This is a genomic window from Lentzea sp. NBRC 102530 (assembly GCF_030269365.1).
Classification (GTDB): Bacteria; Actinomycetota; Actinomycetes; order Mycobacteriales; family Pseudonocardiaceae; genus Lentzea.
The window spans coordinates 667015-679404 of record NZ_BSTF01000002.1 but is presented as its reverse complement, the minus strand read 5'-3'; the positions used below and the strand labels follow the sequence as shown (position 1 = coordinate 679404).

Here is a 12390-nt window from a genome sequence, read left to right as displayed (position 1 = left end):
AGGTCCCCCGTGTCCGCTCCCCTGCTCGAGCTCGAAAGAACAGACGAGACACCCCGCGCCGGCCAGATCTCCGTCGTACCGCTGCTGCGCAGGCTGCACTTCTACGCCGGCGTGCTCATCGGCCCGTTCCTGGTCGTGGCCGCCGTGACCGGCATGCTGTACGCGTTCGCGCCCCAGATCGACGACGTGCTCTACGACGACAAGCTGTGGGTGGAGCCCGCGGGCACCGCCCGTCCCGTCTCCGACCAGGTCGCCGCCGCGCAGGCCGCGTTGCCCGAGGGCACCGTGACCGCCGTGCAGCTCTTCGACGACCCCGAGGCCACCACGCGCGTCGTGTTCGCCGCCCCCGGCCTCGCCGAGGAGTACAGCAAGACCGTCTACGTCGACCCGTACACCGCCGAGGTGAAGGGCGAGCTCACGACGTGGGCGGGCGCGACACCGGCCGTCACGTGGCTCGACCAGTTCCACCGCGACCTCCAGCTCGGCGCGGTCGGCAACCTCTACTCGGAGCTCGCGGCCAGTTGGCTCTGGGTGCTCGCGGTCGTCGGCCTCGTGCTGTGGCTCCAGCGCCGCCGCACCGCCCAGCGCCGGGTCCGCGCGGTGCTGCTGCCGGAGAAGGGCGCCAAGGGCGTGCGCGGGAGCCGCTCGTGGCACGCGAGCCTCGGCGTCTGGGCCCTGGTGGGCGCGCTGTTCCTGTCCGCCACCGGACTGACGTGGTCGAACTACGCCGGCGAGAACTTCAGCGCCGTGCTGACCGCCCTCAACGCCAAGGCGCCTGCCCTCGACACCGCGCTGCCCGGCTCCGCACCCGCCGCGACGAGCGAACACGCGCAGCACGACGGCAGCGCGGGCACCTCCGGGCCGGTCGACGCCAGGACGTTCGACACCGTGCTCGCCGCCGGTCGCGGGGCCGGTCTCGACGGGCCGCTCGAACTCACCCCGGCCACGGCACCGGGCACCGCGTGGTCCGTCGCGCAGACCGACCAGCTCTGGCCGGTCCGGCAGGACAAGGCCGCCGTCGACCCCGCCACCGGCACCGTCACGGCCCGCGCGGACTTCGCCGACCGGCCGTTCCTCGCCCAACTGTCCACTTTGGGCGTTCTCGCCCACATGGGCCTGCTGTTCGGCCTCGCCAACCAGATCGCACTCCTGCTGCTGGCCGCCACGATCCTCACGCTGATCTTCTTCGGCTACCGGATGTGGTGGCAGCGCCGTCCCACTCGCGCGGACCGCACAGCGCCGTTCGGCACGGCTCCCCGGCGCGGTGGCTGGCAGCAGCTGCCGCTGTGGTTCGTCATCCCGGCACCGCTCGTGCTGATCGCGCTCGGCATCGCCATGCCGTTGCTCGGCATCAGCCTGGTGGCGTTCCTGGTCCTCGACGGGATCATCGGGTTCGTGAAGTCCCGCAAGGAGGTCAGCGCCCGAACGGTGGCGTGAACCCCAGGATCAGCGCGAGGTCGGCTCCGCGGGCCGAAACAGCTCTCGCAGAGCGACGGAGGGCCGGCGATCTCGATGGTCGCCGGCGCCACCTCGAAGCCGGCCGCCTCCGCCCCTCAGACCCTCGCCTGCTCCCGGATCGGCCTGATCTCCTCCGGAACACCCGCGACCTGGGGGAACGCGCAGGTGAACGTGCCGGAATACCCGAACAGCGGCCCGAACCGGTGGTTCGACACCTCGACGTCGATGCGGAACCGCCCCGCACCCTCGTCGTAGGACTCGCGGACCTCGGCGGTGCCGGTGACCGACGAGGGGATGCGGAAGTGCAGCGGCCCTTCGTGAAAGCGCTGCTCGCCGCTGCGGATCACCAGCGCACCGTCCACAACGGACAGGTGCAGGTCCACGGACACGTGCTGGTGCGTCCCCAGGTAATCCACGACGCAGCCGCGTTCGGGACTGTAGATCATCGTCGCGTCCCAGCGCCGCGGCCGGTCGAACACGAAGGTGCGCACGAAGGTGACCGTCTCGCGGCCGAGGGAGTCGCGGTACGGGTAGTTCTGGATGGTGAACGGGACGTCGCTGCCCCGGCTGGGCAGCAGGATGTGCCGCTGGGCACCGAGCCAGAGGAACGGCCTGGTGAAGCCGCGGCCGTGCCACACCCGGTCCATCACCCCCGTCCCCACGCAGGCGATGCCGTCGTCGCTGCCGAACCCGAACCGGCGGCGCAGTCGCGGGTGCAGGAGCTCGAAGTCGGCGCCGAGGGCGCGCTGGAAGATCGACGTCACGGGCGCTCCAAAGTGGACAGGGTGGACGGCGCGGTGGACGAACGGCGGTCCGGCGGCGTCCGCCGGCACCTCCGCGCGGCCGGGGTCGACGGCAGCGGCGGCGCCAGCAGCGCGCCGAGGGTGAGGGCCGCGGCGACCGGTTTCGGCGCGGCCGCCCAGGCGGTGGCGCAGACGGCGAGTCTCGTGCCGGCGTCCGCGAGGGCACGCCGGAGCGACTTCTCGGGCGGCACACCGTGTTCGAGCCAGAGCCGGAGCCGGTCGAACGACCAGGCCGTGCCCCAGCCCATCAGCCGGCGGAACGGGCGGTCGGCCAGCGCGCCCAGACGTCCCCAGCCGGGCCGGTAGTCGTAGCCGGTGAGGAACCGGACGCCGTCACCGGTCGGCACGTACCGCCAGTAGCCCGCGCCGCTGCGGATCAGCGACAACGGGTGCGCCGAACTGAAGCGCAGCGCCGACGTCCGGGACCCGTCCGGCTTGACGCGCTCGCCGACGCTGACGCCGACCCCGCCCACCTCGAGGCCCAGCACGCGGACCGCGTACCGGAAGTGCTGCTCCGCGTCCTCGCTCGCCTTCGGCAGGTAGTCGATCGTGCTGAACCGCACGTCCCACCGCTGGTGCGGGCGCGGCTCCTGGGTGAGCCGCCACACCTCGTCGAGGTCGGCCCGGATCACCGTCTCCACGTAGAGCGCTCGTCGTCGCGCCATGGGACCCCCTCCCGTTTGAGCGATCGCTCAAATCGAAGGGTAACCCAGTTTTGAGCAGATGCTCAAAACTTCTTCCTGCGGAGCTTGGCACGCAGGGCCCGGTGGGCGACGGGGCCGAGGTCGTCCACGACCTCGATGAGCACGGCCAGCCGGTCGAGGGCGTCCAGCGCCGCCTTCGCCCCGTCCGGGTCGACGCCCTCGTACAGCTCGAGGCCGATGAACCCGGCGCTGACCGCGCGGGCGAGCCCCGCCGTGTCGATCAGGTCGGACAGCGGCGAACCGGTGAGCAACCTGGTCAGGGCCCCTTCGATCGGAGCGATCCACAGGTGCAGGGACGCGGCCGTGGCCTCGGCGAGTTCGGGACTGGTCTGGGCGCCCGCGAGCAGCTGGGCGAGCACCATGACGTTGCCCTCGGCGCGTTCCTCGGTGTGCAGGGACCGGCCGAGCGCGAGGAGTTGCCGCAGGTCGGTGATCTGTTCGAGGCGGTCGACGAACGGCTCGACGCGCGCCCGCGTGGCGGCGAGGCAGGCGGCCTGGAGCAGGTCGTGGACGGTGCCGAAGTGGTAGAAGACCAGCGCCTGGTTGACGCCGGCGGTGGCCGCGATGCTGCGCGCCGTCGTGCCGGTCAGACCGTGCGTGCGGAGGGTCTCGATCGCGCCGTCGATGAGGCGTTGTCGGGTGTCGGCCACACCACCACCGTAGAGCCGCGCGTTGTCACAAGCTCGGGGGCTGTCCTGTCTTCCTGAACGTGAGCCAATCCCTGGAGTCGGCCACCGGCACGAACGAGCCGGTCGTCGTGATCAAGAACTACACCGTGCCGGCCGGCGAGGCCGAGCAGTTCGTCGAGGCGTACCAGGAGAACGCGCGGATCATGTCGGCCCAGCCCGGCTTCGTGCGTTCCCGCCTGCACGCGCCCCTCGGCGACGGACCGGACGCGCGGTTCGTCCACGTCGCGGAGTGGAGGTCGGGCGGCGAACTGGACGAGGCCGTCGGCAACCCGGTGTGGCAGGCGTCGCTGCGGCGCCTGTTCGACGAGTCCGGCCTGCACGTCACCTCCGAGCCCGCGTCGTACCGAGTGGTGGTGGAACTGAGGCCGCCCACCCGGATCGAGTCGCTGGAGGACCTCCGCCGCCACCTGCAGTGGGCGGTCGAACTGGAGCACTCGACGATCCCGCCGTACCTGTGCGCGCTGTACTCGCTCGACCCGGGCCGCAACGCCGAGGCCGCACAGGTCGTGGGCAGCGTGCTCGCCGAGGAGATGCTGCACCTCGCACTCGCGGCGAACCTGCTCAACGCGGTCGGCGGCACCCCGCGGCTCGACTCCCCCGCGTTGCTCCCGGCGTACCCGCATCCGTTGCCGCACAGCGACAACTCGTTCCAGGTGCACCTCACGCCGTTCGGACCGGAGGCACTGGAGACGTTCCTGCGGATCGAACAGCCCGCCACGGTCGACGCGCCACCGGAAGCCGACTCCTACGAGACGATCGGGCAGTTCTACGCCGCCGTCGAGCAGGGCCTCCGCCGGCTGTGCGACGACCTGGGCGAGGAGGCCGTGTTCAGCGGCGATCCGGCACGGCAGGTCGGCGAGTTCCACCTGCGGGGCGGCGGTGGCGCGGTCCTCCCGGTGCACGACCTGAAGTCCGCGCTGGCCGCGCTGACCGAGATCACCGAACAGGGTGAGGGCGCCGCGCGGACCGACGTGTGGGACGGCGACCGCGACGTCTTCCACCCCGAACGGGAGGAAGTGGCGCACTACTACCGGTTCCAGGAACTCAAGCACGGCCGCCGTTACCAGACCGGGGACACGCCGCAGTCCGGTCCGACCGGCGAGGCGATCGCGGTCGACTTCGACGCCGTCATGCCGATGCGGCCCGACCCCCGCACCAGCGATCACCCGGAGGGCAGCGAGATCCGCCTCGCGCAGGAGCGGTTCAACGTCACCTACTGCCGGCTGCTGCAGGAGTTGGAGCAGGCGTTCAACGGCGAGCCCGCCCGGCTCGGTGCCACGGTCGGGACGATGTACCAGGTGAAGGCGCAGGCCCAGGCGTTGATGATGATGCCGCTGGCGGACGGCACGGCGACGGCGGGCCCGACGTTCGAGTACGTGCCGCCGACCCTGCGGAACTGATCAGGGGCCGCGTTCGCACCCCGGCACGATCCGCGGCACCCTAGGCTGCTGAGGCATGAAACTGGTGCCGCTGCAGTGGGCCGCGCTCGTGGTGGTCGTCCTCGACGCCGTCGTCGTCCTGTCGAGTTTCGCCACCGGCAGCCCGCTGCTGCCGAGATCGGCGAACCTCGTGCTGACGGTGATCTCGTTGGCTCTCATGGTGGCGGCGGTGTTCCTGACCAGAGGCGGCTTCAACTTCGACGACCCGACGCTGCCGGCGTGGGCGGTCGCGGTGGCGGTGGTCGCGCTCCTCGGCGGGGCGCTGCTCTTCGCGTTGCCACTGCTGACCGGGACCACGGCCGGCAGCCTCGAGCAGGACCCGGCGGTGCTGGCGGCGAACCAGCGCGGCTGGGCGGGTCTGGCGGCCGCGTTCGCCGGGGGCACGGTGCTCTACGCCGGAGTCCGCCACCCCAAGTGACCCGGTGGAATCCGGCGTCTTGCGCCAGACCGGCGAGGTCGTCGCCACCCGGTGTCCGGGGTCGAAGTCGTCGTAGAGCCGGAGGTCCGGTGAGCCGAAGTCGTAGAACTCGCCGAACGCGCCGCGGAAGTCGAACGGCGCGTCCCCGGCACGGCGGTCCCAGCCGAACACCCAGCGCTTGTGCAGAGCCTCGATCGCTCGTCCGTCGTTCATGATCTCGACGCCAGGTCCGCACAGACGGCCGCGGGAGGGTGTGTCACACCTCGGCTCGCGGCTCCGCGGTGTAGCCGAGCCGTCCCTTCGTGACCGCCACGACGACCAGGGTCAGCACGCCGAGCCCGAGCGCGGGGCCCCACAACGCCTGCTCGCCGGCGTCCGGGAAGAACTCGGAGAACGCGACGGACTGGAAGTTGTTGATGGAGCAGTGCAACAGCATGACCAGGGGCAGGCTCTGGCGTCCCTTGTTGTAGACCAGGGTGATCAGGAAGCTCATCTCCAGGGCTATCACGGCGAAGCGGACGATCGTCTCGGCCGTGACGTCCGGGCCGCCCCAGGGCGTGAGGAACAGCGGCAGGTGCCAGATGGTCCACAGGACGCCGAGGATGAACGTGGCGGCCATCGGGTGGTGCCGCTGCTGCAGGCGGCTGAGCGCGAAGTCGCGCCAGCCCGGTTCCTCCGCCAGGCCGGTCGTGAAGAACTGGAGCACCAGCATCGGGACGTAGACGGCCAGCACCATCAGCGAGGGGGTGCGGAGGCCTTCGGCGTCCGTCGCCGCCATCGTGCCGAGCAGGACCGCGACGGGAACGGCGAACAACGCGAACGCGTACCAGCCGACGCCGGCGCGGAACTGGAAGAGCCGCCTGCGCCACCGCCGCAGGCCTTCCCTGCCCTCGGTGACGGCGGTGACGGTGAACGCCGCGGTCAGCGGACCCAGGTACGCGCCGGGCAGGATCGCGGTGAGCTGGTTGCCCATCAGCAGGTCCGGGTACCGGAAGTGCAGCACGCCGAACCCGTCGAGCGACAGGACGTAGGGCAGCCACGCCAGCCAGCTGATGCCGTTGGCGAGGGCGAAGAAGGTGATCAGCGGAAAGCGTTGAACCGTTGCCTGCCAACGGTTCCCGGCAGCGACGGTGGGGGTCGGGGTCATGCGGGAAACACTAGGAATCCACCTTGTGCGCGTCAGTGCGGTCAAGGGGCGTTCTCCGGGTGGAGCCTGCTCCACCACGCGCTGAGGGGCGTCGATCGCGCGTACGCTCCAGCCGTGAAACGAGCAGCGCGTGGGATGGTCATGGCGCAGGTCATGGCGCACTGCGGGGGCGACCTGGCGGAGGCCGTGCGGTACGTGGTCGGCGCGGTGGCCGCCGAGCCGGCGAACCCGGAGCCGTACGCGATCGTGGCGCAGTGGTGGCGGGACAGGCCGGCGGAGCTGGCCGAGGTCCTGCGAGACCCCGCACTGCGGGAGGCGGTGGCGCAGTCGTACGTCAGCTTCCTCGAGGGTGACGCGGACGCCGCGGCGATGATGCTCGGCTCGGTCACGGGGGTGCAGCCCGACATCGCGTGGGCGGCGGCCCCCTGGTTCAGCGACGAGCGGTTCCTCGGCGCGGTCAGCGCCGACGCGTTCGCCGAGGCCGCGCTGCGCACGCTCGACGGTGGCCACGACCTGGACAGCGCGCCGATGCGGCAACGGCTGCGGCCGTGGTTCGACGCCGTCGACGCCGTCCGCGCCCGGCGGCCGTCGGCGGACGCGCTGGCCAAGATGGCGATCTTCCTGCGGGGCTGCGGGCTCACCGACGAGTCGTTCGCGCTGTGCGACCAGGCCGATTCGGTGGAACGGTCCGTGATGACCGAGGTCGTCCGGGCGGGCACCTGGCGCAAGCTCGGCGATCTGGAGCAGGCGGCGGTCGCGTTCGAACGGGCCGTCGAGCTGGACCCGCCGAACTGGTCCGTCCACCTCGACCTGGCCGACCTGCACGCCGCTCGGGGCGACTTCGCCGCCGCGGTCCGCTCGGCCGAGCAGGGCCTGACGCACGAGCCGTCCGAACCCGCTCTGCGCGCGGCCGCGGCCGCCTACCGGACGCGGCTCACCGGCTCGCCCGACGACCTGCGCGCGCTCGTCGAGGTGGCGCCCCTGGTGCGGAACGAGCCGTACCGGCGCATGCTGATCGACCAGGCCTGCGCCGGTCCGGGCCTGCCGGCCGGCCTGGTGGCCGAGGCGCGGCGGCTGAAGTTGCAGGTGACGTAGCGGCATGTGCTGTCCTTGAAGGCACCACAGCGCGAAAGGCACCGATGCAGCTCTCCTTCACACCGCCCCGTCAGGTCAAGATCGGCGACGCCGCCGCGTTCGCCGGGACGACCCCGCGGGCCATTCGCCACTACCACCAGATCGGCCTGCTCCGGGAGCCGGAACGGGGCGCGGACGGCCGCCGCCGATACGGCTACGACGACATGATCCGGCTGTTGTGGATCCGCAGGATGACGGAGGCCGGGGTGGGACTCGGCGACGTGCGGGCCTCGTTCGACGACGCGCGGGACATGGACGAGAACCTGCGCCGCCTCGAGGAGACCCTGACCGCGCAGGAGGCCGAGATCCGGCGCCAGCTCGCGGCCGTGCGGCGCCTGCGGGCCGTGGGCAGCCCGCTGGGCTTGCTGTCGGAACTCGTGACGGACCGCCTCGCGGACCTGCCGCCCGGCGCGGTGCGACCGTCCGATGTGGATGCTCTGATGGTGACGGAACGGATCTTCGGGCCGGTCGCCGCCGCGATCCAGGCCAGCTCGTTCATCGTGCTGGCCACCCATCCGGAACTGCGGGCCGAGGAGGACCGCCTCGACGCGACCGAGGCGTCCCTCGACGACGGCGTCGACCCGGACGACCCGCGCGTCGAAGAGCTCGCCCAGCAGCGGTTCGCCCACCTCAAAGCGGTGGAACGGGCCGTCGTGGCGGCCGGGCTGGACGCCGGCGACGAGGCGCTCTTCGACAGCGAAGACGACGTGGAGCACGAGGTCGTGATGAGCGCCTACGAGGCGTTCCACAAGATGCCGTACGACTTCTCCCCCGCCCGGCAGCGCTGCGTCGAACGCGCCGGGCAGCTCCTCGGGCAGAGCGACTGACCGGTCAGGGCTTGACACGCCGGGTTTCGTAGGCCCAGATGGCGATCTGGACGCGGTTGCGGGCGCTGATCTTGGTCATCAGGCTCGCGAGGTGGAACTTGACCGTGCTGAGGCTGATGTGGAGTTCGTCGGCGATCTCGGCGTTGGTCAGTCCTCTCGCGACGGTCAGCGCGACCTCCTCCTCCCGGTCGGTCAGCGCGACGAGCGGCTCGGCCCGCCTCCTCGAGGTGGGCGCCGAGTCGGCGAAGCGGGCGAGCAGGCGGGCGGTGACGCTGGGGACGATCAGCGCGTCGCCCTCGGCGGCGGCGTGCACGGCCTGGACCAGCAGCGCCGGCCCGGCGTCCTTGAGCAGGAACCCCCTCGCGCCGGCTTTCAGCGCGCCGCTGACGTTCTCGTCGGTGTCGAAGGTGGTGATGACGACGACGGCCAGCGGGTCCTCGACGTCGGGTCCCGCGAGCAGGCGGGTGGCCTCGACGCCGTCGAGGCGCGGCATCCGGATGTCGAACAGGCACACGTCGGGGCGCAGCCTGCGGGCGAGCGCCACGGCCTCGGTGCCGTCGGCGGCCTGACCGACCACCTCGATGCCGGGCTGGCCGTTCAGGATCGTGGTCAGTCCCGCCCGGACGATGTCCTGGTCGTCGGCGATGATCACGCGGATGCTCATGCGAGCGCCTCTCGTCTCGGGATCACCGCGTGGACGGTCCAGCCGTGGTCCGGGCCGAACCCCGCTTCGAGGGTGCCGCCGAGCAGCGTCACGCGTTCGGCCATGCCCACGAGTCCGTAGCCCGGCACGCGGAAGTTCGACAGCCCGCGCTCACCGTCGTCGCTGACGCTCAGCCGCACCGCGTCGGTGCCGCCGTCCACGAGCACGTGCACCCTGCTCGCGTGCCGGGCGTGCCGCTGCGCGTTGGTGATCGACTCCTGGGCGACCCGGTACAGCGCCGCCTCGACCGACGGGCGCAGGCCGGCGAGGTCGCCGGACCGTTCGACGTCGATCCGCAACCGCTGATCCCCTTGCACCGCAACCAGGTCCTCGATGTCGGCGAGGCCGCGCTGGACGAGCACCTCGGGTGCGTCCCGCCTCAGCGAACCGACCATCGTGCGCATCTCCGCCAGCGTGCGCGACGCCTCCGCCTCGATGACCTCCAGGGCCTGGCCGGCTCCGTCGAGGTCGTGCGACCCGGCCAGGAACCGTCCCGCCTGGGCCTGCACCGCGATGGCGGACACGTGGTGGGCGACCGTGTCGTGCAGCTCCCGGGCCAGCATCTCCCTTTCGCGGGACCGGATCCGCTCGACCTCCTGGGAGCGGACGATGCCGCGGTAGCGGACCAGGACGCCCAGTGCGGCGGCGAACAGCAACACGCCCAGACCGCCGACCGCGTCGACGGCACCGGGGAAGTCGGTCGTCACCGCCACGAGCCACGCCAGCAGCACGATCACCGACCCGACCGCCTTCTGCGGGCTCGTTCCCCAGCGGAACAGCGAGTACACGAGCAGCAGGGAGAACGAGGCGGCGTTCAGCGAAACGGGCCCGCCACCGGCGAGCACCGCCGCCAGGTCGATCGCCGTCACCCCGCCGAACCCCAGCGCCACGGCGGCCAGCGGGCGGACTCGCCGCCACAGCAACGCGAACGCCACCGTCAGCCCGGCCAGCACCCCGGCGGGGCGCCACGTCATCTCGTCGCGCACGGCGACTTCCACCAGCGTCGCCGCCGTCACCACCGCGGCGAGCGCCCAGTCGCCCCCGCGGTCCGGATCCGTCCTCACCCGCACCAGGTTAGGGCGTCGGACGGGCCGGCGGATCACCCGCGCGGACAGGCCGGGACCTGGCCGAACGGCCAGGGCGGCACTGGCCGTCACCCTGGTGTGCCGCCGGTCCCGCGTGCCGACACTGGGTCTCCTCAACCAAGCATGAGGAGCACGCCCCGTGACGACACCGAAGCAGTACCAAGACACCCCGATCGACGTGAAGCTCGTGCTCTGCGGGCTGTGGATCACGACGCTGTTCCTGTTCGCCTACGTCGACATCTTCGGGTTCTTCCGTGCCGACCTCATCCAGGGCGTCCTCGACGGCAGGGTGGCGAACACGCCGTTCGTCATCGATCAGGCGTTCCTGATCGCGACCACCGGCTACATCGTGCCGCCGATCCTCATGGTCGTGCTGACGTTGACGCTCAGGCCGCGGGTCAACCGCATGGTCAACATCGTGGCCAGCTGCCTCTACCTGGTCAGCATCCTCGCGTCGTGCATCGGCGAGACGTGGATCTACTACATCCTCGGCAGCCTCGCCGAAGCGGTGCTCCTGGCCGTCGTCGCCCGCGTCGCGTGGAGGTGGCCGGCAGTAGTCTCAGCCGCGTGAACGACGCGTGGCACGAGTTCCGCCGTGAGGTGTTCGGAGACCCGTACCTGGTGTGGCACGAGGGCGCCGACGTCGACGCCCTCGTCAACGAGCACGCACGCGAACCGGAGCGGGCGGAGCGGATGCTGCGGGCCGGCCTCGGCGAGGGTGACCACGTCGCGGTCGAGTCGCTGGGCGCGCTGGCCCGCGCCGGTCGTGCGCCGTCGGACACCGCGGCGGTGCTGCGGTCCGCCCTGCCGTCGGCCGAGGGCACGCTCCGGGTGCGCATCGCACAGGTGCTGCACGAGATGACGGGGGACGACGAGCACGTGTCCGAAGTGGTCGCGGTGCTCGAAGGCGGTGGGCACTGGGGCGACCGGATCCACGCGGCGTTGGCACTCGCGGCGCTGCCGAGCACACCTCGCTCGGTGGCGGCGCTGCACCGCGGCGTGCTCGACCCGGAGTACCTGGTGCGCTACCACTGCGGCAACGGCCTGCTCGGCCTGACCGGGGCGCGGGCCGACATCGCGAAGCACCGGGGTTTCACCCGGCTGAGCGGCGACGATCCGGTGCGGCACCGCGCGGTGGCCGACGAGTTGCGCAGCGCTTCCAGTGTGCGGACGGCCGGGGTGTACGGCGACCGCGGCGGTTTCGCCGTCGAACTGGGCGCGGCCGACCACTCGGCGCCGCACCTTCGGTCCGCACGCGTGCACGCGGCCGGCGTCCGGCTGTCCGGACCCGACCGCGTGCACGTGCCCGCGCTGCGCAACCTCGACGTCGTCGACCGCGATGCGCTGGAGCGCCTGGGTTTCGTGGACGTGCCCGAGTCCTTCGCGCTCGATCAGTCCACAACGGACGAGTTGATCGCGGCGCTCGACTTCGACTTCGACGTCGCGCGGTGGGGTGTGACGGACCTGCTGATCGGCGACCGGGTGCGGTTCGCGGTGGAGATCGGACCGGTGGACCCGCTCGGGCCGCGGCTGCGCACGTGCACGGTGTGGCTGGACAACGCGGTCGTGACGCCGTTCGACAACACCGCGTACGTGCCCGCGTTCGTGCATTCGCTGCGGGCCGACATCGCCGGGCGCTCGGCGGAGTTCGGGCGCTGGGGTCCCACCACCGAGGACCTGTCCGCCCGAAGGGAACCGGACGGCACGGTGCGGTACCGGCTGCGCTCGCGCATCGACGGCGTCGGCGACCGCGAGGGCGTGGTGCGGCTGCGGGCGAACGAGGTCGTCGAGGTGCTGCGGGAGACCGTCGCCGTGCTGACGGCCGGGCAATAGCCTTCAGAACCGGCTGATGCCGACGGCCTCGTGCGCCTTCCGGCGCGGGCTCGTGGTACGGCACGACGTACGCGGGCATGTCGCGCTCGCTGCGCCAGCTGCCGGCCGGGGTGCCGTGGTCGAGCGCGTCGAAGCCGAGCGCGTCCAGCA

13 protein-coding genes are annotated in these 12390 nt (G+C 71.9%); 7 read left to right on the top strand and 6 right to left on the bottom strand.

Going from position 1 to position 12390, the window contains the following annotated elements; genetic code table 11:
- Positions 1 to 9: 9 nt before the first annotated feature.
- Positions 10 to 1437, top strand: a complete 1428-nt coding sequence (locus QSK25_RS06695) for a PepSY-associated TM helix domain-containing protein (RefSeq protein ID WP_285634713.1) — start codon at positions 10 to 12, stop codon at positions 1435 to 1437.
- A 116-nt stretch (positions 1438 to 1553) separates the two neighbouring features.
- On the opposite strand, the gene QSK25_RS06690 is transcribed toward QSK25_RS06695, so the two are convergent.
- The 3 genes from QSK25_RS06690 to QSK25_RS06680 form a co-directional block, all read right to left on the bottom strand.
- A complete protein-coding gene (locus QSK25_RS06690) occupies positions 1554 to 2222 on the bottom strand; it encodes a DUF4166 domain-containing protein (protein WP_285634710.1) in 669 nt (222 codons plus the stop codon).
- Positions 2219 to 2926 carry a hypothetical protein gene (locus QSK25_RS06685; RefSeq protein WP_285634708.1) on the bottom strand — a complete coding sequence of 236 codons (708 nt, stop codon included), beginning with the start codon at positions 2924 to 2926 and terminating at the stop codon, positions 2219 to 2221. The genes QSK25_RS06690 and QSK25_RS06685 overlap by 4 nt, the downstream gene beginning before the upstream one ends.
- Before the next feature lie 62 nt (positions 2927 to 2988).
- A complete protein-coding gene (locus QSK25_RS06680; RefSeq protein ID WP_285634706.1) occupies positions 2989 to 3615 on the bottom strand; it encodes a TetR/AcrR family transcriptional regulator in 627 nt (208 codons plus the stop codon).
- A 59-nt stretch (positions 3616 to 3674) separates the two neighbouring features.
- Between QSK25_RS06680 and QSK25_RS06675 the strand changes: the two genes are divergently transcribed.
- Both QSK25_RS06675 and QSK25_RS06670 read left to right on the top strand, forming a co-directional pair.
- Entirely contained in the window at positions 3675 to 5054 is a 1380-nt protein-coding gene (locus QSK25_RS06675; protein ID WP_285634704.1) for a ferritin-like domain-containing protein, read from the top strand.
- Positions 5055 to 5109: 55 nt separating this feature from the next.
- Complete coding sequence (locus QSK25_RS06670) at positions 5110 to 5511, top strand: hypothetical protein (RefSeq protein ID WP_285634702.1); 402 nt, start codon at positions 5110 to 5112, stop codon at positions 5509 to 5511.
- A gap of 256 nt (positions 5512 to 5767) precedes the next feature.
- Here QSK25_RS06670 and QSK25_RS06665 read toward each other — a convergent pair whose 3' ends face one another.
- On the bottom strand, positions 5768 to 6658 hold the full coding sequence (locus QSK25_RS06665; RefSeq protein WP_285634700.1) for a CPBP family intramembrane glutamic endopeptidase: 891 nt from the start codon (positions 6656 to 6658) through the stop codon (positions 5768 to 5770).
- A 114-nt stretch (positions 6659 to 6772) separates the two neighbouring features.
- On the opposite strand from QSK25_RS06665, the gene QSK25_RS06660 reads away from it, so the two are divergent.
- Together QSK25_RS06660 and QSK25_RS06655 are read left to right on the top strand one after the other, a co-directional pair.
- Positions 6773 to 7753: a tetratricopeptide repeat protein gene (locus tag QSK25_RS06660; RefSeq protein ID WP_285634697.1), complete on the top strand. Its 981-nt coding sequence runs from the start codon at positions 6773 to 6775 to the stop codon at positions 7751 to 7753.
- Between the two features lie 44 nt (positions 7754 to 7797).
- Positions 7798 to 8619, top strand: a complete 822-nt coding sequence (locus tag QSK25_RS06655) for a MerR family transcriptional regulator (protein WP_285634694.1) — start codon at positions 7798 to 7800, stop codon at positions 8617 to 8619.
- Positions 8620 to 8623: 4 nt separating this feature from the next.
- On the opposite strand, the gene QSK25_RS06650 is transcribed toward QSK25_RS06655, so the two are convergent.
- Together QSK25_RS06650 and QSK25_RS06645 are read right to left on the bottom strand one after the other, a co-directional pair.
- Entirely contained in the window at positions 8624 to 9283 is a 660-nt protein-coding gene (locus tag QSK25_RS06650) for a response regulator (RefSeq protein ID WP_285634691.1), read from the bottom strand.
- On the bottom strand, positions 9280 to 10386 hold the full coding sequence (locus tag QSK25_RS06645) for a sensor histidine kinase (protein ID WP_285634687.1): 1107 nt from the start codon (positions 10384 to 10386) through the stop codon (positions 9280 to 9282). The genes QSK25_RS06650 and QSK25_RS06645 overlap by 4 nt, the downstream gene beginning before the upstream one ends.
- Positions 10387 to 10546: 160 nt before the next feature.
- Here QSK25_RS06645 and QSK25_RS06640 point away from each other — a divergent pair, with 160 nt between their 5' ends.
- Together QSK25_RS06640 and QSK25_RS06635 are read left to right on the top strand one after the other, a co-directional pair.
- Entirely contained in the window at positions 10547 to 10978 is a 432-nt protein-coding gene (locus QSK25_RS06640) for a DUF6326 family protein (protein WP_285634684.1), read from the top strand.
- Positions 10975 to 12240 carry a hypothetical protein gene (locus QSK25_RS06635; protein WP_285634681.1) on the top strand — a complete coding sequence of 422 codons (1266 nt, stop codon included), beginning with the start codon at positions 10975 to 10977 and terminating at the stop codon, positions 12238 to 12240. The genes QSK25_RS06640 and QSK25_RS06635 overlap by 4 nt, the downstream gene beginning before the upstream one ends.
- The last annotated feature ends 150 nt before the right edge of the window (positions 12241 to 12390 follow it).

Bases quoted from the DNA above. Each gene is read 5' to 3' on its own strand.
- QSK25_RS06650 (WP_285634691.1), bottom strand. From the start codon at position 9,283: ATGAGCATCCGCGTGATCATCGCCGACGACCAGGACATCGTCCGGGCG.
- QSK25_RS06670 (WP_285634702.1), top strand. From the start codon at position 5,110: ATGAAACTGGTGCCGCTGCAGTGGGCCGCGCTCGTGGTGGTCGTCCTC.
- QSK25_RS06655 (WP_285634694.1), top strand. From the start codon at position 7,798: ATGCAGCTCTCCTTCACACCGCCCCGTCAGGTCAAGATCGGCGACGCC.
- QSK25_RS06685 (WP_285634708.1), bottom strand. From the start codon at position 2,926: ATGGCGCGACGACGAGCGCTCTACGTGGAGACGGTGATCCGGGCCGAC.
- QSK25_RS06665 (WP_285634700.1), bottom strand. From the start codon at position 6,658: ATGACCCCGACCCCCACCGTCGCTGCCGGGAACCGTTGGCAGGCAACG.